The organism is Rhodococcus sp. G6(2025) (genome assembly GCF_058628105.1).
In genome coordinates this window covers 1,217,425-1,237,699 of sequence record NZ_CP179750.1, presented here as the reverse complement: position 1 = coordinate 1,237,699, position 20,275 = coordinate 1,217,425, and the positions used below count along the sequence as shown (strand labels likewise).

21 protein-coding genes are annotated in these 20,275 nt (G+C 65.0%); 7 read left to right on the top strand and 14 right to left on the bottom strand.

From position 1 onward, the window contains the following. The first annotated feature begins 28 nt into the window (after positions 1-28). Complete coding sequence (locus ACLIVD_RS05905; protein WP_283330642.1) at positions 29-559, top strand: flavin reductase family protein; 531 nt, start codon at positions 29-31, stop codon at positions 557-559. Beyond that, the gene (locus ACLIVD_RS05900) at positions 556-1,782 is read left to right on the top strand and encodes a bifunctional 3,4-dihydroxy-2-butanone-4-phosphate synthase/GTP cyclohydrolase II (RefSeq protein ID WP_491932115.1); all 1,227 of its coding nucleotides are present in this window, start codon (positions 556-558) and stop codon (positions 1,780-1,782) included. The genes ACLIVD_RS05905 and ACLIVD_RS05900 overlap by 4 nt, the downstream gene beginning before the upstream one ends. On the opposite strand, the gene ACLIVD_RS05895 is transcribed toward ACLIVD_RS05900, so the two are convergent. From ACLIVD_RS05895 to ACLIVD_RS05885, 3 genes are read right to left on the bottom strand one after another with little or no spacing between them, the layout of a single operon-like run. Then, on the bottom strand, positions 1,687-3,198 hold the full coding sequence (locus ACLIVD_RS05895) for an amidase (RefSeq protein ID WP_283330640.1): 1,512 nt from the start codon (positions 3,196-3,198) through the stop codon (positions 1,687-1,689). The two genes, ACLIVD_RS05900 and ACLIVD_RS05895, sit on opposite strands and share 96 nt — an antisense overlap. Before the next feature lie 28 nt (positions 3,199-3,226). Beyond that, positions 3,227-4,021, bottom strand: a complete 795-nt coding sequence (locus tag ACLIVD_RS05890; protein WP_283330639.1) for a hypothetical protein — start codon at positions 4,019-4,021, stop codon at positions 3,227-3,229. Further along, positions 4,018-5,334: a YlbE family protein gene (locus ACLIVD_RS05885; protein WP_491932114.1), complete on the bottom strand. Its 1,317-nt coding sequence runs from the start codon at positions 5,332-5,334 to the stop codon at positions 4,018-4,020. Before ACLIVD_RS05885 ends, ACLIVD_RS05890 begins: the two co-directional genes overlap by 4 nt. 173 nt (positions 5,335-5,507) lie before the next feature. On the opposite strand from ACLIVD_RS05885, the gene ACLIVD_RS05880 reads away from it, so the two are divergent. After that, on the top strand, positions 5,508-6,422 hold the full coding sequence (locus tag ACLIVD_RS05880) for a LysR family transcriptional regulator (protein ID WP_283330637.1): 915 nt from the start codon (positions 5,508-5,510) through the stop codon (positions 6,420-6,422). A 4-nt stretch (positions 6,423-6,426) separates the two neighbouring features. Here ACLIVD_RS05880 and ACLIVD_RS05875 read toward each other — a convergent pair whose 3' ends face one another. Further along, positions 6,427-7,101 carry a FadR/GntR family transcriptional regulator gene (locus ACLIVD_RS05875; protein ID WP_283330636.1) on the bottom strand — a complete coding sequence of 225 codons (675 nt, stop codon included), beginning with the start codon at positions 7,099-7,101 and terminating at the stop codon, positions 6,427-6,429. A 165-nt stretch (positions 7,102-7,266) separates the two neighbouring features. On the opposite strand from ACLIVD_RS05875, the gene ACLIVD_RS05870 reads away from it, so the two are divergent. Further along, the gene (locus ACLIVD_RS05870; RefSeq protein ID WP_491932113.1) at positions 7,267-8,010 is read left to right on the top strand and encodes an IclR family transcriptional regulator; all 744 of its coding nucleotides are present in this window, start codon (positions 7,267-7,269) and stop codon (positions 8,008-8,010) included. A 42-nt stretch (positions 8,011-8,052) separates the two neighbouring features. On the opposite strand, the gene ACLIVD_RS05865 is transcribed toward ACLIVD_RS05870, so the two are convergent. The 10 genes from ACLIVD_RS05865 to ACLIVD_RS05820 form a co-directional block, all read right to left on the bottom strand. Next, entirely contained in the window at positions 8,053-8,448 is a 396-nt protein-coding gene (locus tag ACLIVD_RS05865) for a RidA family protein (protein ID WP_283330634.1), read from the bottom strand. Between the two features lie 3 nt (positions 8,449-8,451). Continuing rightward, positions 8,452-9,219, bottom strand: a complete 768-nt coding sequence (locus tag ACLIVD_RS05860) for a cyclase family protein (RefSeq protein ID WP_283330633.1) — start codon at positions 9,217-9,219, stop codon at positions 8,452-8,454. A 77-nt stretch (positions 9,220-9,296) separates the two neighbouring features. Next, positions 9,297-10,532 (bottom strand): MFS transporter, encoded by a 1,236-nt coding sequence (locus ACLIVD_RS05855; RefSeq protein ID WP_283330632.1) that lies wholly within the window; start codon positions 10,530-10,532, stop codon positions 9,297-9,299. A gap of 200 nt (positions 10,533-10,732) precedes the next feature. Beyond that, positions 10,733-11,968 (bottom strand): NAD(P)/FAD-dependent oxidoreductase, encoded by a 1,236-nt coding sequence (locus ACLIVD_RS05850; RefSeq protein WP_283330631.1) that lies wholly within the window; start codon positions 11,966-11,968, stop codon positions 10,733-10,735. After that, positions 11,961-12,158 carry a ferredoxin gene (locus tag ACLIVD_RS05845; protein WP_061040642.1) on the bottom strand — a complete coding sequence of 66 codons (198 nt, stop codon included), beginning with the start codon at positions 12,156-12,158 and terminating at the stop codon, positions 11,961-11,963. Before ACLIVD_RS05845 ends, ACLIVD_RS05850 begins: the two co-directional genes overlap by 8 nt. 110 nt (positions 12,159-12,268) lie before the next feature. Then, positions 12,269-13,057, bottom strand: coding sequence for an SDR family NAD(P)-dependent oxidoreductase (locus ACLIVD_RS05840; RefSeq protein ID WP_491932112.1), 789 nt, complete (start codon positions 13,055-13,057; stop codon positions 12,269-12,271). Continuing rightward, the gene (locus tag ACLIVD_RS05835) at positions 13,054-14,037 is read right to left on the bottom strand and encodes an ornithine cyclodeaminase family protein (RefSeq protein ID WP_491932111.1); all 984 of its coding nucleotides are present in this window, start codon (positions 14,035-14,037) and stop codon (positions 13,054-13,056) included. The genes ACLIVD_RS05840 and ACLIVD_RS05835 overlap by 4 nt, the downstream gene beginning before the upstream one ends. Then, on the bottom strand, positions 14,037-14,339 hold the full coding sequence (locus ACLIVD_RS05830; RefSeq protein ID WP_283330628.1) for a dihydrodiol dehydrogenase: 303 nt from the start codon (positions 14,337-14,339) through the stop codon (positions 14,037-14,039). The genes ACLIVD_RS05835 and ACLIVD_RS05830 overlap by 1 nt, the downstream gene beginning before the upstream one ends. Next, positions 14,339-14,881 carry an aromatic-ring-hydroxylating dioxygenase subunit beta gene (locus ACLIVD_RS05825; protein ID WP_491932110.1) on the bottom strand — a complete coding sequence of 181 codons (543 nt, stop codon included), beginning with the start codon at positions 14,879-14,881 and terminating at the stop codon, positions 14,339-14,341. The genes ACLIVD_RS05830 and ACLIVD_RS05825 overlap by 1 nt, the downstream gene beginning before the upstream one ends. Continuing rightward, a complete protein-coding gene (locus ACLIVD_RS05820; protein WP_491932109.1) occupies positions 14,875-16,218 on the bottom strand; it encodes an aromatic ring-hydroxylating oxygenase subunit alpha in 1,344 nt (447 codons plus the stop codon). Before ACLIVD_RS05820 ends, ACLIVD_RS05825 begins: the two co-directional genes overlap by 7 nt. A 554-nt stretch (positions 16,219-16,772) precedes the next feature. On the opposite strand from ACLIVD_RS05820, the gene ACLIVD_RS05815 reads away from it, so the two are divergent. The 3 genes from ACLIVD_RS05815 (at position 16,773) to ACLIVD_RS05805 (ending at position 20,273) form a co-directional block, all read left to right on the top strand. Next, positions 16,773-17,789: a dihydrodipicolinate synthase family protein gene (locus ACLIVD_RS05815; protein WP_491932108.1), complete on the top strand. Its 1,017-nt coding sequence runs from the start codon at positions 16,773-16,775 to the stop codon at positions 17,787-17,789. 66 nt (positions 17,790-17,855) lie between these two features. Continuing rightward, positions 17,856-19,301, top strand: coding sequence for an NAD-dependent succinate-semialdehyde dehydrogenase (locus ACLIVD_RS05810; protein WP_491932107.1), 1,446 nt, complete (start codon positions 17,856-17,858; stop codon positions 19,299-19,301). Positions 19,302-19,340: 39 nt separating this feature from the next. Continuing rightward, entirely contained in the window at positions 19,341-20,273 is a 933-nt protein-coding gene (locus ACLIVD_RS05805) for a VOC family protein (protein WP_491932106.1), read from the top strand. The last annotated feature ends 2 nt before the right edge of the window (positions 20,274-20,275 follow it).

Here is a 20,275-nt window from a genome sequence, read left to right as displayed (position 1 = left end):
CAACACCCCCGCATCCCAGGAGCAGAAAATGATCACCCAACCCGCCCCCACTGTCGACGACACCACCATGCGCGGCGTTCACCGCACCTTCGTCACTGGCGTCACCGTCGTCACCACCACCGACCAGGACACACCGAAAGGCCTGGCGGTCAACGCCTTCACCAGCATCTCCCTGGACCCACCGCTCGTCATGGTCTGCGTCCAGCGCTCCTCCGCCACTCACGACCCGCTGTTGCACTCCACCCATTTGGGCATCAACATCCTCGCCGCGGATCAACGTTCGACGGCAGCAGTGTTCGCGAGCAAGGGTGCCGACAAGTTCGCGACCATTGCCTGGGAGCAGGCCGAGCACGGGTCACCCGTTCTCACCGGCAGCTGCGCGTGGATGGAGGCGGAAGTCTGTCAGCGACTGGACTTCGGCACCCACACCGCGTTCATCGCCCGGGTCGTGGGCGCCGACTACTCGGATCGACCTGCGCTCGTCTACCGCGCGGGCGAGTTCTTCGACGGCTCCGACCTCTCTTGTGCGCCACACTCCTCGGTCAGGAACGAACAATGACCACCCTGAGGCTCGATACGATCGAGCGGGCGATCGACGACATCGCCGCAGGCCGCCCCGTCGTCGTGCTCGACGCCGACGACCGCGAGAACGAGGGCGACATCGTGTTCGCCGCAAGCATGGCGACGCCGGAGCTGATGGCCTTGACGATCCGCAACAGCAGCGGCATCGTCTGCGCACCTGCCGACGGTGCGGTACTCGACCGACTCGCCCTCCCGTTGATGACCGCGGACAACCACGACCGCATGGGGACCGCGTTCACCGTATCCGTTGATGCGCGCGACGGTGTGAGCACCGGCATCTCGGCGCACGACCGCGCCCACACCGTCCGCATGCTCGCCGATCCGGACAGCGAAGCGGATCAGCTCGTCCGCCCCGGGCACATCTTCCCGCTGCGCGCCCGCGACGGCGGAGTACTGGTGCGGCCCGGCCACACCGAGGCCGCGGTCGACCTGGTCAGGCTCGCCGGGCTGCCCCCGGTCGGCGTGATCAGTGAGTTGGTCGACGACGACGGCACCGTCAAGCGAGGCCCGCGGTGCCGGGAGTTCGCCGACGCACACGGGCTGGCGCTGATCTCGATCGCCGACCTCGTGGCGTACCGCAAGCGCCACGAACCGACGGTGCAGAGGCTGGCCACTGCCCGGATCCCCACCGAGTTCGGGCAGATGACTGCATTCGGTTACCGAGATGTCGTGACCGGCGCCGAGCACCTCGCATTGGTCCACGGAGACCTCGGCAACGGGCAGTCCGTCCTCACCCGGGTCCACTCCGAATGCCTGACCGGTGACGTGTTTCGCTCCTGCCGGTGCGACTGCGGCGACCAACTGAGCGCTGCGCTACGCCTCGTCGCCGAGGAGGGTCGCGGTGTTCTGATCTATCTCCGCGGCCACGAAGGCCGTGGGATCGGACTGGTCGACAAACTCCGGGCCTACGCCCTCCAGGACGGCGGCCTCGACACCGTCGACGCCAACCTCCGCCTCGGCCTCCCCGTCGATGCCCGCGACTACACCGCCGGCGCGCACATCCTCGACGACCTCGGAATCATGAGCACCCGGCTCCTGACGAACAACCCCGACAAGGCCCGCTGCCTCGTCGACTGCGGCATCGACGTGACCGAGCGGGTGCCGCTACACACCACCGCCACCATCCACAACCTGCCCTACCTCGACGCGAAGCGACTGCGCCTGGGACACGACCTCCCGCTGTTCGGCAACCCGGCGTGACCCAGGAAGAGCCGGCCGGTTCCAGGCGTGTTGTGTCCACCGCTCGAAATCCTTGGCCATGCCGAGCAATTGGTCCTCGGCGCGGTGTCGCCCGACGAGCTGGACTCCGAGTGGGGTCCCGGATTCGCCGAAGCCCGCCGGCAGCGCGATGACGGGATGGCCGGTCACCGTGACGTGGCAGGCCGTCTCCATCCATCCGAGGTAGTCCGGCTGCGGTACGCCACACACGGACTCGGGGTACTGAAGCGTGACGTCGAACGCGGGCAGTGGCGCCACCGGGAGAAGCAGTCCGTCGTACGTGTCGAGGAATTCGCGCATGCGATGGAAGAGTCCGGTTCTGAGCAGTGCCGCCCGGCCGACGTCGCGCCCGGCCAACCGCCGGCCCGCGATCATGTTCTCGTACAGGCTGGGCCGGACCAGATCCTTGTTCGCATCGAAGAGTTCACCGAACGCCGCTTCGAACTGCCACGCCCGAAGGATTCGGAAGCACTCTCCGGCCCCGTCGAAGCTCGGGCATGCCTCCTCGACGACCGCTCCGGCCTCGTGGCACGTGCGCGCGGCCTGTTCGACCACTCGACGTACCTCCGGTTCCACCGGGACGCTACCGCCCAGATCCACGGAGAACGCAATTCTTCGACCGCGCAGACCGTCTTCGGCGACGGTGGCGAACCGGGATCCGTCCTCCTCCAGGCTGATGGGTGACCGGCGGTCGGGGCCCGCGAGGACGGACAACAACAACGCGACGTCGTCGACGCAGCGCGCCATCGGCCCTGGAACGGACAGCCCGCACCACCCGTCCGCCGCCGGGTACGTGGGTACACGCCCTGCGCTGGGTCGCAGCCCGACCACATTGCAATATCCGGCGGGCAGACGAAGTGATCCGCCCATGTCGTTGCCGTCCGCGATCGGATGCATCCCGGCGGCGAGTGCCGCTGCGGCGCCGCCGGACGAACCACCCGCGGTAACCTCGAGATCGTACGGATTCCGTGTCGCGCCGAAGAGTTCGTTGAAGGTATGCCCACCGGCGACGAATTCCGGAACATTGGACTTACCCAGTGTCACGACTCCGGCCGCTTTCATCCGTTCGACGACGAGATCGTCACGATCGGGAACATGCTGCGCATGAATGCGCGACCCGAAGGTTGTCCGCACTCCCCTGGTGAGGTGGTTGTCCTTGTGCGCCACTGGAATGCCGTGCAGAGGGCCGTCCCACCCCCCGGCCGCGAAGCGTTCGTCGGCAGCTGCCGCCTGTGCCATCGCTAGGTCGGGAATGTACGTCACGACGGCATTGACGGCAGGGTTGACCTCCTCGATCCGCGCAAGATGCGCTGACACGGTTTCACGGGCGGACAGCTCACCTGCACGCATGAGCCGGGACAGCTCGGTCGCACTGTGGTAGTACAACGGCTCCGACATCAAGGACCTTTCTTCACAGTCTGGGGCATCAACGCGGGCCATCCGAGATGTCCAGGTTCGCGATCAGATCTCGCGCTTCCCGGGACAGCACCCCGGCTTCTCCCGGTTCCGGAAGTTCGAACCACAGTTGCAACAGTCCTTGTTCCACAATCAATCGATAGGTCCGTGGGCGATCCGGAACCGGTGAGCGCTGAGGACAGCGGTCGACGAAGCCGGCGTCCTGCGCGGCGCCGCAGTCGTCGAACAGCCTCGCCGTCCGACGACCGTGCGCCCAGTCGGGCAGATCGACCCGGTCCAGTTCGCGTGCAATCATCTGGCCGATCTTTCCCGCGCCGGGTCGCGGTGGTGCTCCCGCCTGCAGAACGCTGTTCCGGAGATTGTTCGAAGTGACACGCAGGACCCAGGATGCGCCGATCCTCGTAGGAGTGTGGAGCTGAAACCCCGGCCAATCAGCATGCGCGATGGAGTGCAGCACCGTACTGCCGTCGCATCCCAGTTGGGTGACCGACCTTCGCGAATAGGCGATCCCTCGGGCCACCGGATCACTCAGGCCCAACTCGCCGAGCAGTGTGAACGCCCGGCTCGGCGCCGCTCCTCCGTATCCGACGTCCACTTCGTCGACCGCAATGACGTCTCCACTGTCCACTTCCCACAGCATGTGCGGAACGATCAGAGATCCCGATGTATTGGTGAGGAACCGCCCCGGGTCACAACCGGACGACCAGAAGACGTCGCTTGCCGCGAAGCCGGCAACGATGCGAGTGACTCGTGCCTCGAGCTTCTCGACGTGGCGCAGGGCGTTCGTAGGCCGCGCCCAGATCATTCACCCCACCGCCTTCCCGCTGAAGCCATCCAGTCGCCCGCACCCAGATCCAGCAGGGCGTTGTGCGCGGCGACGAAGGGTTCGATGGGAAGTCTCGTGATTCCCGCACCGACCTGCCCGATTCCTGCGGACCGGTGCGCAAATCCGTTGTTCACGACCGGAGCGATTCCTGTTCGCGCGACAGCTTCGACGTCGATTCCCATCGGCGTGCCCCGAAACTCCTCGTCCGGGATGAGGAAGCGACTACTGCCGCCCCGGGTGATCTGCCGCATCTCCGCCACATAGTCCTTCAGCGCGCTGGGATTGCCTCCGATGTAGGAGCTGATTGCCGGCGCGGCGGACAATGCGAAGGCACCGAGACCGATCACCTCGGTCACGAGGGAATCACCCATCATCGGACAGGCATCATCAAAGGTGAATCCATCGAACAACTTCGGATCTCCCACCGGCGCGGGCGCCGTGATCCACGAGTCGAGACCGCTCACGCGAATCCCCATCCGTCGCCCGTTCCCTGCGATCGCGGTCACCAATCCCCTTGTTCCACAGCGGTGGGCGGCATCGGCGACGAGTTTCGCGCCCGCCATGGAGAACGACAGGAAGGAGTGCGGATTGCCGCCGAGGAACTCGATGATCGCCGCCGCGGTCTTCGAGTCCGGGGCATGTTCGATCACCCCGGGTGCAAGCCTGATCGTCAGCGCTGCCGTGGACGCGACGTTTCGATTGTGGCATTCATCGCCCCGCCGAAGCCCCTCCGCCTGCAGCGCAGTGATGTCGATACCGCCCATCGACCTCAGAGCGTCGTCGAGTACCGGTGCCAGAACGACACTCATCCACCGAAGGCGCTCGATGACCCCGGCGTCGTTGGCACCGAATCGAAGAGCCCGACCGAGTCCTTCGTTGAGCGGTGCGAATGCCTTGTGACCGTTCTCCGCTTCGACAACCACCACCGGGGTGCTCGGAGAGACGACACCGGCCATCGCCCCCACGGCGGACGCCGAATGACACGGCCGCAGATCAACCTTCCCGGCGTCGAATAATTGGGCTGCCGCGTCGAGATCGGGAACCTCACCCTCGAGCACCAACGCCCCGAGGATCGCGCCCCTCATCGGACCGACGACTTCGCCGGGCTCCACCTGCGGACCGGCGTGCAGATACGAGCGCCGACCTACCGCATCGATGACGTCCCCCGCCCGTCTCACGCCGACGGCATTCGCCGTCGCGGTGTCGAGCACCGCCCAACCATCCCTTACAGTCATGACAACTCCATTGAAAGTCGCGAACGACGCGTCCGGCCGGTTGGATGACCGGTCCACGGACGGCGTCTACAGATCGTGGTGATCCGGCCTGCGAATCAGCTCACCTGATTGACCCAAAGATACCGAGACACAGCCCATTCAGCGAGATCAGGCTGGCCACATCTTTCCGATGGCAGGTATCATTTCGAATGATGATCGACTGCCGGCGACGGCGGGAGAGGTGACGAGAGTTGCAGACGAAACTGAACCGAATCGACTTGAACCTTCTCGTCGGCCTGGACGCCCTCCTCTCGGAGCGGAGCGTCTCTCGCGCTGCGAAGCAACTCTCGGTCGGGCAACCGGCGATGAGTGGCACACTGTCGCGATTGCGAAAACTCTTCGACGATCCCCTACTCGTGCGCGACGGGTCGTCGATGACGCTGACACCTCTCGCAGAGTCCCTCACGTACCTGGTCCACGACATACTCGGATCGATCGAGACACTGGTGACCGTGCGTGCACCGTTCGACGCGGCCACGGATACCCGCACCTTCACGATCCACGCAAGCGATTATGTCACTCTCGTGCTACTCCGTTCGTTCGTCAGAACGGCCGCCGACCAAGCGCCGAACGTACGGATCAATATCGCTCCCCCGCAGGCGAATTACTTCGATCCACTGCGTGAGGCGCAGGCCGATGTGGTGATCATCCCGCGAGAGATCGTCGGTCACGGGGGAACCACCTACGCCGGCACTCCCCTCTTCACCGACCGGCACGTCTGTGTCGTCGCCGCGGACCATCCCGTTGTGGGTGAGACGATGTCGCGGGAGCAGTTCAGCGCGTTTCCCCACCTGTCCGCCACCGGTGGCATCCCTCCGTCCTTCGCCGAGACCCAGCTCGACGCCATCTCATTGCCCTTACGTATCGAAGCGTCGACGACCAGTTACGTCGCCGCACCGTTCCTACTGGAAGGAACGGAGATGGTCGCGGTGCTGTACGAGCGTCTGGCGCGAGCGCTCCGCGACAGTGCCGGCATTCGACTGCTCGAGCCGCCGGTCCCGCTGGCCCCGATCACCGAGATGATGTACTGGCATCCACGCCATTCCGACGATCCCGGGCACCGATGGCTTCGCCGCGAAGTTCGCCGACTGGCCGAGCAACTGTGAGCAGTCACCGAAGCCACGGACGGTCGGCGGGGTGCGGCCCGGGGGTCGCGATGCGGACCGTCAACGACGCACCTTCCAACGCCACCCCGATCCGGTCCCCGGAGAACAAGGCCTTCAGCATTCCTCGGAATGCGCGCTCGATATCCCCATTCGTGTTCCACAGTTTCCTATCGGAGATATACGGCAATGCATCGAATAACTTTTCGGCCGCCCGGTTCCGGGTACTGACAATAATTGTCCGGGAAAGTATGTCGACGGCGTCCGGATCCGAATATGCGGTTTCCGCGGACGCCGCCCATTCGATGTGCTTTTTCCGGATGGACTCGATATCCTCCGCGTCACCGCGCACCGCGACCGCCATACACGCCGAGGACACGAGGAGACGTTTCAATTCCTGGACGTCCTCCGGAGGCACCGCACTCGGTCCGGTCGTGGTTACCGGCAGGCACCGCCGGGACGACAACACGTAGGTGCCCGAACCCTGCCGTCGCTCGAGCATCCCCGAATGCGCCAGGACTTGTACTGCCTCCCGCACGGTGTTTCGGCCGACTCCCACCATCTCGGCCAACATCGACTCGGGTGGGATCCGGCTTCCGACAGCCCACCGTCCCGAGACGATCTCGTCCTCGAACCCATCGACAACCTGGGCGACCAACCCCGTGCGGCGTACCGTTTTCAATTCTTTTTCCTTTTCTCGTATATAGCGCCGCGGTCCATGGGAATAATTCACGACGTCGAATAATCCCTGCCTGGTTGAACCGGAATCCATTTCGAAACCGGGACATGGTATATTTTGGGCGTGAGCAGCGCGCACGAGCCCGAGAAAAAGTCCGAGAATTCCACGATGCAGAGCATGGATCGTGGAATGCACATGCTCGAATTGCTCGCGGAACAGCCGATGCGGGCGAAAGAACTGGCCGAAGCCACCGGAGCGAAATGGGCAACTGCGCACCGCACACTGACCTATCTTCGCGACAAGGGCTTCGTCAGGCGCGACGACACAACCGGTCTGCACTACGTCGGTCGTCGGATGTTCGCCATCGGCTCCGCCTACCTCGGCGATCATCCCCTGTTCACAACGAGCGAACCGCTGATGCGAACGGCCGCCGATCGGATCAACGGTTTCGTTCAGATCGCCGAGCGTGACGGGCATTCGTCGGTTGCCATTGCCAGCGTCGAACCTCGCATTCCCGTTCCCACCCTGTCCTACGCGAATACGTATCGTGCCTATCCACTCCACACGGGAGCCCGCGGATTGGTTCTGCTCGCGTACTGCCCCGACGAGTTCATCGACTCCTATGTCCAGGGGCCGCTGCGTTCATTCACCGAGTACACGATCACAGATCCCGCCGAGTTGCGTGCCAAGCTGAAGCAGATCGTGGCCGATGGCTATGCCTCCAGCGACCGGGATGTCACCGCTGCCACGTGTGGGATTGCGGCCCCGATCCGGAATGCGGCGGGCGAGGTGACGGCGTCGGTGTCGATCGCCAATTACCGCGAGCAGATGCCGCCGCGGGATCTCGTGCTTCACGAGGTTCTCGGGCTCGCCCAGTCCCTGTCTCAGCTGATGGGCTGGCGGAACCGGTAGGCCTTCTCCGTGTCGCCGAAGAGAAAGACCTACCGGCATCGTCTAGCTCTTGACCGCGATCGCTTCGAACTCGATCAGCATCCGCGGATCCACCAGGCCGGCGACGTAGACGAACGTCGACGGCGGACGGTTCGGGATCCATTTGTCGCGGATCGTACGAATCTCCGGCAGAGACTCCGGGTCGGTGAGGTAGCCGGTGATCTTGACGATGCGGTCCATCGAACTGCCCGCAGCCTGCAGGGCACGCTCGAGGTTCGCGAACGCCCGGTCCGCCTGAGCCGCGGCCGAGAGGTCCTCGCCGATGTCACCGGACTCGTCGTGGGGAACCGCTCCCGAGGTGAAGACGAGATTCCCGGCTTCCGCCGCCCAATGCCACGCAGCATCTGCTTGTAGCCCGGGCACGGTCACGTACTTCATGTCGTCGCTCACTGTGGTCATCGGTCAGTCCTCGTCGACGATGGCGACAGCGCGAACGAATCCCGCCGTGCCGCCGGCGATCTTGATGGGCAGCGCGATGACCTTGAACCCGTGTGGGGGCAACTGGTCGAGATTGGCGAGCTTCTCGATGTGCGCGTACTCGATCTCGAGGCCGAGGAGGTGGCAGGGCCACAGGTACTTCGGGTCCTTGCCGTGCTTGTGGTAATCGGCGGCCCATGCGGCGTACGGACGGTCGTAACTCCACGCATCCGTTCCGACGACCGTGACGCCCTGCTCGAGGATCCATTTGAGCGCCTCACGGCTGGGTCCGCCACCACGGGTGGTGTACTCCGGCTTTCCCCAGTACTTGTCGTTTCCGGTCATCGTGAGGACGATGTCGCCCGGCTTGATCGTGTAGTCCATGTCCTTCAGCTTCTGCTGAATTTCCGCGAGGGACACCTCCGAGCCATCTTCGGCATCACTGATGTCGATGACGACCCCGTCACCCATGCACCGTTCGAGGGGCCACTCCTCGATGGTCTTCGGCTTCGACCCATCCGCCATCACCGGGCCGAAGTGCCACGGTGCGTCCATGTGTGTGCCGGTGTGCGAGTTCATGTCGATATGTTCGACCGCGAACGCGGCACCAGGGGTGGGCCAATGATTCGGATCGATGTCGTAGTGCTCTTCGTTGTACTGCGCCCCGAGGACGTGGGGCTCGAACACCACTCCCTTGCCCTCCAGGGTGGGGTCACCGTCGGTGACCATGGAGATGTCGATGATTCTGCTCATCTGCTTACTTCCTCATTTCTCTCGATTGGTCGCACTCTGGATCTCACAGTGCGACAGTGGAGGTGGTAGGTGCACAGTCAGCTGACTGTGAGTTTCCGGTCTTCCTCGACCGGCTCGGCGGCGCGCTTCATGCCCAGCAGGCCCACGAGGGCAGTGAGCACCGAGATCGCTCCGACCGCAATCCAGCCGGCCGCGAAACCGTGAGCGGGGACGATGTTCCCGAACACCACGGGGACGACGAACCCGCCGACCGCGGCGAGGGTGAGCATCACGCCGACCGCAGTGCCGACCTGTTCGGGATCGATCCTCGACAGGTCCGCGGGCACACCCAGCCAGGCCGGATAGCTGAAGACGAAGAGGAACCCGATCGCGAAGGAGATGAACCACAGCAGGGCATCGGGGGCGACGGGGATCGTGGCGATCAGTGCCCCCATCAGAAGGAGGGGAACGACGATGACGGTTCGGTAGTTGCGGATGAGGTCCGCGACCTTGCCGCCGACCAGACTTCCGGGGATTCCCGCCAGGGCCAGGATCGCGGCGAGCAGACCGCCCTGGCCGGGGGTGAAGCCGCGTTGCGCGACCGCGTATTCGCTGAACAGCTGCGATGCTGTGAAGTAGGCGCCGTACACGCCGAGCATCGCGATGCCGTAGATCCACAGCTGCTTGTCGACCAGCGCCCGAACCAGGCCGGCGCGGCTGATCCGGCCGCCGTGGAGTCCATCGACGCCGCGCGGGGTGTAGAACCACAGGGCAACCGCCGCCGCCAGGACGATATTGACGATGCCGCAGATCGCAAGCATGCCGCGCCATCCCGCGAGGTCGGTCAGGTAAATGCACGCGTAGAGACCCAGGGCGACACCGGTACTGAACGCCGCACCGCACGCGATGCCCAGTGCGAGGTTGATCTCGTGGCCGCGGAACCACACACTGACCGCGGCGACAGCGACGGCGATGAAGATGGACGCGCCGACACCGGCGATCACCCGGTACAGGGCGAGATCGAGAAAACCGACCGCGACACCCGACAGCGCCGCACCGGCCCCCTGCAGCACCATTCCGAGGACCAGCGTGCGTTTCATCCCGAGCCGGGCCGCGATGATGCCGCCCGGGACGTGGGCGACCCCGTAGCCGAGGACGAACAGCGCGATCAGCAGGGCGAGCTGCTCGAAGCTCACGCCGAGGTCCTCACTGATGGGTGTGAAGGCCGACGCGATGTTGAACCAGTTCAACGTCAGGCTGATGTAGCCGAGGACGAGCAGGGCGAGCATTCGCCATCGGGCCTGGTAGACGTCGCTACCGTCAATTGTCGCCAAGGGGGTTCCTTCCATCGGTGCCCATGCCTGCCGGATAGCCAGCTGAGCGGGAGATTGCGAGATCCGACAGGACACACCTGAGGGTCTGTGATCCGACGGTCATCACGGCCGCACACCACACTGTGATTCAGGTCTCTGCCGGTTGGTCCGAATCTATCTCTCCCCAACGGAATTGGGGAGATGCAAGGACCCGACCGCCGTCAATGGCCGCTATCAGTTGAAATGATGTTCTCGAGCGCAGTGGACGCGGACCACGACGCTCCTTCGGCGACCAGGTGCTGGTATTTGATCAACCCACGTGGGGAGTTGAACGAAACGACGCCGGTGACACGGTCGTCGCGACCGTAGAGGGCGACGAATCGTTCGTCGCCCGGTCCGCCGCTGACGAAACACACCTCGTCCGTGGGTCGGGGACACCCAACCATCTGGGTGCGTTTGCGGTATTGGTCCGACCAGAAGCTGGGCACGGCGCACAACGTCGATTTCTTCTCGGCTGCAATGATGTTCTCGGCCACCACCGTCGCCTGGAGGGTCGCGTTGTTCCAGTGCTCGCTGCGTACCTGTGCCCCGAAGTAGTCGGAGTACCAGCGGGCGGCGTCGCCGACGGCATAGATACCGGGCACATTGGTGTGCCCGCCATCGTCGCAGAGGACGCCGTTGTTCACCTCGACGCCGGAGCCGTCGAGCCATTCGGTCACTGGGGAACCGCCCACTCCGACGACGACCAGATCAGCGGGGAGAAGTCGTCCGTCAGTCAGCCTGACCCCGGTCACGCGCCGGTCACCTACCAGTTCTTGGACGCCCACACCGAGTTCGAGTTTGGTCCCGTGGCTGGTGTGCAGGTCCGCGAAGTGGGAGCCCACGATGGGGCCGAGGACGGTGCCCAAGGGGGTCGGTTGCGGATCGACGAGAGTCACCGACTGCCCGCGAGCGCGCACGCTCGCCGCCACCTCGGCGCCGATGAACCCGGCACCGACGACGACAATGTCTCGGGCACTGTCCAATTCGGATCTGAGTGCGAGAGCATCCGGCAGCGTCCGGAGAACGTGGACACCCGCGAGGTCACCCATGAAAGCTGGGCGCCGCGCCCTCGAACCCGTGGCCACGACGAGCGCGTCGAATTCGAGAACCGTGCCGTCGTCGAGGGTGAGTGTGTGCCGCGAAGGGTCGGGCGAGAGCGCTGTGGCCCGGCGTCCGAGGCGAAGATCGAGGTCGAGTTCGCCTATCTCCTCCTCGGTCAGCAGGAAGAGATCGTCCGGATCTCTTGTGCCCGTGAGTAACTTCTTCGACAGTTCGGTGCGGTCGTAGGGCGATCGCACGTCCTCTTCGCCGACGAGGGTGATGGCGCCGAGGTATCCCAGGCGCCGCAGTTCCTGGATCACGTTCATGCCGGCGAGGGAGCCGCCGACCACAACGATGCGCTGAAACCTACTCATCGCGGGTTCCCAACGCCTTGGCGGGACAGGACCGAATCGCCCTGTCGGTCTTCGTGTGCAAAGATTCGGGCGGGTTTTCCTGCAGCAGGATCACCTTGTTCTCGTCTTCGTCCAGGTCGAAGACCTCGGGGGCTTCGAGCATGCAGCTACCGTAACCACGGCACTTGCCGGCATCGGCGGTGACGTGCATGGCTACACCTCGCTGTTGCGGTCGGCCGCGATTGCCCGCGGGTGGGAGTGGGGTTGTGACATTGTTCGTTCCTTCTCGAGTGGTGCCGTGTGGCACGGCACAAGGGGCAGTCAGCCGACGAGGTATCCGCCGTCGATCGGCAGGACGACACCGGTGATGTAGCCGGCCTCGGCGGAGGCGAGGAACGACACTCCGGCCGCTACCTCGCGTACATCTCCGGGTCGGTTCATCGGGATGTTGCCTCCGACGGGTGAGGGTTCGTCGGGGACTGATCCCCCGGCTCGCCGGAGTGCGGCCGCGCTGGTGGTGAACAGGTCGGTGGGAATCCACCCGGGGGCGACGGCATTCACGCGCACACCTCGACCGGCGTACTCCGCAGCGATTTTCAGGGTCAGGCCCACGACCGCGTATTTCGAGGCGATGTAGGCGGACCCGCCGCCGCGGGGCACCAGCCCGGCCGACGACGCGATGTTGACGATCGCGCCGCGGCCGCGTTCGACCATGAGCGTTCCGACCGCGCGCATCACATTCGCGGTACCCAGGACGTTGACCCGCAGGACCCTTTCCCAGGTGCCGGCGGTGAGCTCGTCGAAGGTCAGGTTCTGGTCGAAGATTCCGGCGGCGTTGACCAGGACGTCGATCTCGCCCAGGTCACCGGTGATCTCGCCGATCACCGAACGGACGAGGTCCTCGTCGGTGATGTCCGCGGCGTAGGCGATGCTGCGGCCGCCCGTCCCGGAGACGATCTCGGCGGTACGCTTCGCGGCCACGTCGTTGGCATCGATCACCGCGACCGCGTATCCGTCGTCGGCCAGGCGGGTGGCGACAGCGCGTCCGATTCCGCTGCCGCCGCCGGTCACCACGGCCACGCGTTCGGCCCAATTCGCCATGGCGCTCATGCTCCCGCGGGCTTCTTGGTGCGCAGCAGATCCACCGACGTCCCGATTCCGTTCTGCACGGCTCGGTCGTAGACGACCTTGGCCGCGACCAGGTCCTGCAAGGCGGTGCCGACCGACTTGAACACGGTGATCGCGCCGGCGTCGAGGGCAGGCACGTTGCCCCCGGCTAGATCCGCCAGTGCCACGAGTTTGCCGTCGAGGAGCCCCTTCTCGTCGGCGGCGAGCAGGTCTCCGGACTCGGTGCGGGCCTGGTCGGGGGCGTCGCTGACCACGAGTGCGGCGCGGTCGACGACGTCGGTGTCGATCTCCCGTAGCGAGGGCATGGTGGATCCGATGGAGAGGACCGTGGTCCCGGGCGTGAGCCACTTGCCCTCGAGGGCGACGCGTCCGGTTCCGGCGCCGGTGTTGGTGGCGACCACGACGACCGGTGCGGCGGCCGCCTCGGCCGGATCGGACACCGCGACGACGTCCACGTCGAGGCGTTCGGCCATTCGGTTGACGAATGCTGTGCGCCGCTGTGGGTTCGGACTGTAGACGCGGACCCGTTTGACGTCGAGGGCGGCGCAGACTCCCTCGAGGTTCGTCTCGGCCTCCAGGCCGGATCCGATGACCCCGATCTCGACACCGGTCTGCGGTGCCAGGAACCCCGCTGCCACTCCGGTGGTCGCTCCGGTGCGGGCAGCGGTGAGGTATGCGCCGTCCAACTGAGCGAGCAACTCACCGGTCCGCTCGTCGAACAGGCCGATCAGGTATTGGACCCCACCTTCGGAGACTTGGTTGAACACCTTGAAGCCCATCAAGCCCGCGCCGTCCGACACACCGGGCATCAGCCGGAAGAATCCCGGTGTGGACTCCAGGTTGATGCGGTCGGGCAGTTGTGTACCGCCGCGGGCCTGCGTGCGGTATCCCTCGCGGATGGCGCTGACGAGGTCGGGCATCTGGGTGAGGGCTTGCACGTGCTCGTCGGTCAGTAGCAGCATCAGTTGTTCTCTTTTCCGATTTCGGTGGTCGGGGGATCCTCGGGGCCGAACGGCTGGTCGAGGTAGGCGGAGATGGTGTCCTCGTTCTGCCAGCTCAGTGCCTCGAGGGCGAGGGCGTCGAGACGGATCTGGTGGTCGAGCCGGAGTGAGGTGATCTCGAGCCGTTGCCCGTTGCGGGTCAGGATCTTCCGCACCCGCACGGCGGTGAACTCGTTGACGACGGTGAATTCGACGGCGACGGTTCCGTCACCGGCGTTCGGCGCGGCCGAGTCGTCCTTCGTGTGTGTCCGGGGAGCCGACATCAGATCACCATTCGCAGGTGCGGCAGCCGGACCACGCTCTCGTCGAGCTGGACCGTCCGCTGCACCAGGCCCCATCCGTCGCCGCGGCGACGCAGGACGTCCTGTCGTCCGGCCGGGGTTATCACCACCGGATCCGATTGGTGGACAACGGTTATGAGAACATTCGACGCGACCGACACTTCGTTCGCGCGCTCAGTGTCGGTGACCGAGAGGATTGACACGAATCGCCGCACCCGCTGGAGCGGGACCTCCCCCCAGGAGAAGTCGATGTGTTCGGGTTCGAGGCGCCTCGCCCAGAGGTTGGCCAGGGAGTCGCGGGACTCGTCGAGCAGGTACGCGCCGGCCACGAAAGGTGGCTGTGACGGGTCGTCGCGGGTGATGGTGACGGGAATCCGGTAGACGAATTCGGGTTCGAGCAGCGGAATCCACCGCGGGTAGTCGTGTGCGTCGAGCAGCGCGGTCTCCCGGCCGTAGAACCTGCTTACGCTGGTAAAGGTGGCGTCGTCCGCATCCGCGGCGTCGATACGTTCGTCGCTCAGCATCGGTCTGCCTTTCCCGCCGTGCGTGTGCAGGTGCTGTCGTCGCCGAGCAGTTCGGACCACCTGCGGAACAGCTCGCGCTGGTTGACCTCCGAGTGATCGGCCTCGTAGACGGCGCCGGGCCAGTCGACATCGTCGGCCGGTTTGATACCGACTCCGCCGGCGTAGACGAAATCGGTGGACTGCGATACCCGGCCGCGGCTCATGTCGGCGATGGATGTCCAGTTCTGGAAGTCGTCGGTGTCGAAGATCCCGGCGAGACCGACCATGCGGAGGTTCGCGCGTTGCGAGTGCTCGCGCTGCTGCTCGTCGTACCACTTCGGGACCAACGCGAACATGATCAGCTCGCAGTGCATCTCGTCGACCGGCTGCCACTGGCGGAATTGCACGTAGGACACCGCCGGGGTGTCGTCACCGGAGGAAAGGGCTGCTGCGTCGATGAAGGACAGGTTGGGGAACACATTGCCGTGCAGCACAGACATTCTCGACATCAGATCGGCCTGCCTGGGGTCGAGTCCGGCCGCGATGTCGGACCAGCGGTTCTCCGGGTAGCCGAGAAACACCGGGGCATCGGACTCCAGTCCGTAGTGCTGGACCCGGAGCGTATGCCCGTTGCCGGCGACGATGCATCGCCCACGCATCGCGTCCATCGAGACGTCGTCGAGCTGCGGAAAAGCCTCGGTGTTCAGATAGGTGCCCAGATCGATCGGGCTCTTGTGCGTCGTGCCCAGGTGATAGCCGTCGCCGGCGAAGTTTTCCGCGCCGAGCTTCCAGTTGGTTCGCACCAGGGCGCGCGCCGGGGGGCCGACGACCTGCAGGTCACCGGCCTTGTCGAGCACGGCCTCGAGATACCAGGCCATGTCTCCGAGTTCGTCGAGCAACGAGGGTGCGTCCGGGTCCCAGCTGGCGAAGATCAGCCCGTGGAAGACGTCGACGTTCGGCGGTCCGACCAGGCTGTACTCGCTCTTGTCGAAATCCGCGTCGAAGACCTGCTTGCGCTCGGGCACTCCGCGTAGCGTGCCCTTGTTGGAGAAAGTCCAGCCGTGGTAACTGCACCGAAAGTGCGATGAGTTGCCCATGTCGGCACGACACAATTGATTGCCCCGGTGTGTGCACGAATTCAGGAAGACCCGGACGTCGCCGGTCTCGTCTCGGACAACGATGACGTCCTCGCCTCCCAGCTTTCGGGTGACGTAATCGCCGGGGGAGGGAATCTCGCTCTCGTGGGCGACGAACAGCCAGCACCGTCCGAAGATTCGTTCCATCTCGGACTCGAATTCGTCTCGGCCCCAGTAGGAACGGCGGCTCACGCGAGTGATGTCCGCGGTAACACGTGTCATCTGGTTGACCCCTATCAGGAGTGGATTGAAACACCTCGAGACGGCGTATCCATATAGTGGATATAAAGTCCGTTAGGTGGATGTGATGACGCTAACAACGCCACACGGAAACTGTCAACACGCGCCGTGGCCGCCGATGCGACGCCGGGCCCAATGCGAAGTTCGCCGCTGCGCGGTCGAGGGGCGGGCACGTGATGGGTGTTCGATGTTGCCGAGCGGGACGACATACGCGCCACGCGAATCCCAGCTAGGCGCGTTCCGCATGGACGGTCGCAGAGGGTCGGCCCGTCGCGAATGGACCGGTGTCGCAATGACCGCGACCTGGACCCGGTCGCGAGCCGGCCACGGGGAGCGCCGAAACGACCGTTGACGGGCCACGGGGTCAGTGTTACCGTCGCCATATCCACTAATCGGTTCCAATATCCACTTATTGGACATGGTTGAGGGTGAGACATCTTCTGCCTGCCGCATTCGCGCCCGAACGATCGGGGCGGTCTCAGGGCAATTGCCCCAGCCGCGCAGGAATTCGTTGCCCCCACAAACGAAGGACATCCATGAGCTACTCCCGAACCGACGCGCGCTCCTGGGCCCGCGCGAACATGAAGGGCATCTGCGGATGCTTGCTGCCCACCTTCACCAGTGATCTGAAGGGAATCAACGAGCGCGCCATCCGACACGACATCGCGCGTGAGAGGGAGCTGGGTATCTCGGGCGCACTGCTGGTGGCCGAGTGCGGCACGACCTTCGACGAGTTGCTGCAGGTGACGGAAATCGCCGTCGACGAGGCTGCCGGCGGTCTCCAGACGGTCGTACACGCGGTCCTGCCCACCCTCGAAGACAACATCGCCCTCGTGCGCGAGTCCGAGCGTCTGGGCGCGGACATCGTCCTGGTCTCCTACCCGCTCACCTTCTACCCGAAGTCCGAAGAGGAAGTCTTCGAATACACCCGCGCGATCGCCGAGAGCACCAACCTCGGAATCATCTTGTTCGCGATGCACCTGTGGAACTTCCGCCGCTTCCACCCGAGCCACTTCTCCCCGGACCTGATCGGCCGGATGATCAACGAAATTCCGAACGTCGTGGCCGTCAAGACCGAAGTCGGCGGTCCGGGGGTCGGCGGCATCGCGCAGATCTTCGAGCGCTACCGCAACGACGTGATCGTGATGGACCCGATCGAGTCGAACTCGCCCGCCTGGCACGCCGCGTACGGCATGCAGTGGATGGGCACGTCGAACTACGAGGCCTACGGGCCGTGGGTCGCCCGCTACTTCGACCTGATGCGCGACGGCAAGTTCGAGGACGCGATGGAGATCTACTGGAAGCTCCACCCGATCCGGGAATCCGACGCGGCCGTGGTCGGTCCGGCACTCACGGGCACCGCGATGGTGCCGCGGTACCTGTGGAAGTACCAGGGGTGGCTCAACGGATTCAACGGTGGACCGCTGCGAGCGCCTCAGGCCCGCATCAACGACGGGCAGATGAAGCAGTTGCGTGCCGGGGCGGTCGCGGCCGGCCTCGACGTCACCACCTCACTCGACGAGGAATTCCTGGTGGGCCGCAACCCGGCCTAACCCTCGTCGATCCATCCCACGACAGCCACCGGACCCTGGCCGGACTCAGAAAAGAAGGAACTTCTCATGTCGCTCAACTCCGCCACCCTGCCCCGGGAGTTGGTCATCGGCGCACACCCGATCGAACGCACCCGGGAGTCGATCGACGTCCTGAATCCGTCCACGGGCGCGCTGATCGCCACGGTCCCGGACGGCACCATCGAGGACGGACTGGACGCGGTCGGCGCCGCGGCGGCCGCCCTGCCCGCCTGGCGTGCCACCAGTCCGCGCGAACGCGCGGAAATCCTCCGCCGATGCTGGGAACTGATGACCGACCGCGCGGAGTCCATCGCCGAACTGATCTCCACCGAGAACGGGAAGACGCTCGCCGATTCGCGGGCCGAAACCGCATACGCCGCCGAATTTTTCCGGTGGTACTCCGAGGAAGCGGTCCGCGCGGTCGGTCAGCTCAGCACCTCCCCGAACGGCGCCAACCGCATACTCGTCGAGTACGAGCCGATCGGCGTAGCAGTGCTCGTCACCCCGTGGAACTTCCCGGCCGCGATGGCGACACGCAAGATCGCGCCCGCCCTGGCCGCCGGTTGCACTGTGGTACTCAAACCCGCGACCGAGACCCCACTCACCAGCCTGCTCATCGCGACGATCTGCCGTGAAGCCGGCGTCCCGGACGGCGTCATCAACGTCGTGACGACTTCACGGGCGGGACAGGTCGTCTCCGCGATGCTCCATGACTCACGCGTACGGGCGTTGTCGTTCACCGGCTCCACCGAAGTCGGCCGCACACTGCTACGCGAGTCGTCGGATTCGATCCTCAAGACGGCAATGGAACTCGGGGGCAACGCGCCGTTCCTCATCCTCGAGGACGCCGACATCGACGAGGCGGTCGACGGACTGATGCTCGCGAAAATGCGCAATGGTGGCCAGGCGTGCACCGCGGCCAACCGCATCTACGTGCACCGGTCGCTCATCGACGAGGTGGCCGGTCGCCTCGGACAACGCATGGGCACACTGCGCGTCGGCGCCGGTACCAGCGAGCGTTCGGAGTGCGGACCACTGATCAACGACAAGGCCGTCGACAAGGTGGAGCAACTCGTCGACGCCGCCGTCGCCGACGGTGCGTCGGTGCTGACCGGCGGCCAGCGGCCGATCTCGAGTGGCTCCTTCTACTCTCCCACCGTCCTGGTGGGTGTCGACCCGCAATCGGCGATCGTGCGCGAGGAGATCTTCGGACCGGTCGCGTCGTTGATCGCCTTCGATACCGACGACGAGGCGGTCGCCGCGGCCAACAGCACCGACCTCGGGCTCGCGGCCTATGTCTACAGCGGAAATCTGCAGCGCGCCCTGTCAGTCGCGAGCCGATTGGAAGCCGGCATGGTCGCCGTCAATCGTGGTTTGGTGTCCGACCCCGCGGCACCGTTCGGCGGCGTCAAGCAGAGCGGACTCGGTCGCGAGGGCGCGCACGAAGGCCTGCTCGAGTTCATGGAAGCGAAGTACATCGCCACCAACTGGTGACGACACCACTCATTTCCCAGTTCAGCTCCAGGAGAAGACATGTCCTTTCCCCCAGTCCATCCCATCACGCACGTCCGCTCGGTCACCATCGCCGTCGAAGAACTCACCACCGCATCAAACTTCTACCGCGACCTCTGGCAACTCGACCTAGTCACGAAAGATGACGGCAAGGCCTACTTCGGAACCGGATGCGCCGACAACTACGCCATCAAACTCCGCGAAAACGATGTCGCCGGAATCGAACTGACCACGTTCAATGTGACCGACCGCGCCGGCGTCGACTTCCTCGCCAAGCGGGTCGCCGACAGCGGAGCCCAGATCATCCGCGAACCCGGTGACCGCGGCGACTTCGGCGGCGGCTACTCATGCATCTTCTTCGACTGCGACGGGCGCGCCATCGAACTCGCCGCCGAGGTCGACCAGCGAATCTTCCGCGAAGTCGAAGCCGGCGAGTCCCGACCGAAGTTCATCAGCCACGTCGTGTTCAACACCGCAAACCTGCAGAAGACGATCACATGGTACGGCGACATCCTCGGCTTCAAGATCTCCGACTGGCTCCAGGACTTCTTCTGCTTCATGCGCACCGGTCGCTGGCACCACATCATCGCCTTCGCCCAGTCGAAGAACACCAGCCTGAACCACGTCTCGTTCGAACTGTACGGAATCGACGAGTTCATGCGCGGCACCGGCCGCATGATGCGGGCCGGACACCAGCCGCTGTGGGGCCCCGGCCGCCACGGCGCCGGTGACAACACCTACTCGTACTTCCAGGAGCCGTCGAGCGGCTTCGTCATGGAGTACACCACCGCCCTCCAGGTCATCGACGAAGAGCACGGCTGGACTCCGAAGGTGTGGGGCACCAGCCTCGAGGAACAGGATCAGTGGGGTACCGCCAACGTCTTCGACGAGGTGATCCTCGCGAAGATGGCACCATCGGACGATCCCGTGCTGTGGACGCCTCCGAAACTGTAGCT

What these genes read in the sequence shown, in the direction of transcription:
- ACLIVD_RS05905 (WP_283330642.1), top strand. Translation starts at nt 29, where the DNA reads ATGATCACCCAACCCGCCCCCACTGTCGACGACACCACCATGCGCGGC.
- ACLIVD_RS05900 (WP_491932115.1), top strand. Translation starts at nt 556, where the DNA reads ATGACCACCCTGAGGCTCGATACGATCGAGCGGGCGATCGACGACATC.
- ACLIVD_RS05895 (WP_283330640.1), bottom strand. Translation starts at nt 3,198, where the DNA reads ATGTCGGAGCCGTTGTACTACCACAGTGCGACCGAGCTGTCCCGGCTC.
- ACLIVD_RS05890 (WP_283330639.1), bottom strand. Translation starts at nt 4,021, where the DNA reads ATGATCTGGGCGCGGCCTACGAACGCCCTGCGCCACGTCGAGAAGCTC.
- ACLIVD_RS05870 (WP_491932113.1), top strand. Translation starts at nt 7,267, where the DNA reads ATGCAGAGCATGGATCGTGGAATGCACATGCTCGAATTGCTCGCGGAA.
- ACLIVD_RS05865 (WP_283330634.1), bottom strand. Translation starts at nt 8,448, where the DNA reads ATGACCACAGTGAGCGACGACATGAAGTACGTGACCGTGCCCGGGCTA.
- ACLIVD_RS05860 (WP_283330633.1), bottom strand. Translation starts at nt 9,219, where the DNA reads ATGAGCAGAATCATCGACATCTCCATGGTCACCGACGGTGACCCCACC.
- ACLIVD_RS05850 (WP_283330631.1), bottom strand. Translation starts at nt 11,968, where the DNA reads ATGAGTAGGTTTCAGCGCATCGTTGTGGTCGGCGGCTCCCTCGCCGGC.
- ACLIVD_RS05845 (WP_061040642.1), bottom strand. Translation starts at nt 12,158, where the DNA reads ATGCACGTCACCGCCGATGCCGGCAAGTGCCGTGGTTACGGTAGCTGC.
- ACLIVD_RS05840 (WP_491932112.1), bottom strand. Translation starts at nt 13,057, where the DNA reads ATGAGCGCCATGGCGAATTGGGCCGAACGCGTGGCCGTGGTGACCGGC.
- ACLIVD_RS05835 (WP_491932111.1), bottom strand. Translation starts at nt 14,037, where the DNA reads ATGCTGCTACTGACCGACGAGCACGTGCAAGCCCTCACCCAGATGCCC.
- ACLIVD_RS05830 (WP_283330628.1), bottom strand. Translation starts at nt 14,339, where the DNA reads ATGTCGGCTCCCCGGACACACACGAAGGACGACTCGGCCGCGCCGAAC.
- ACLIVD_RS05825 (WP_491932110.1), bottom strand. Translation starts at nt 14,881, where the DNA reads ATGCTGAGCGACGAACGTATCGACGCCGCGGATGCGGACGACGCCACC.
- ACLIVD_RS05820 (WP_491932109.1), bottom strand. Translation starts at nt 16,218, where the DNA reads ATGACACGTGTTACCGCGGACATCACTCGCGTGAGCCGCCGTTCCTAC.
- ACLIVD_RS05815 (WP_491932108.1), top strand. Translation starts at nt 16,773, where the DNA reads ATGAGCTACTCCCGAACCGACGCGCGCTCCTGGGCCCGCGCGAACATG.
- ACLIVD_RS05810 (WP_491932107.1), top strand. Translation starts at nt 17,856, where the DNA reads ATGTCGCTCAACTCCGCCACCCTGCCCCGGGAGTTGGTCATCGGCGCA.
- ACLIVD_RS05805 (WP_491932106.1), top strand. Translation starts at nt 19,341, where the DNA reads ATGTCCTTTCCCCCAGTCCATCCCATCACGCACGTCCGCTCGGTCACC.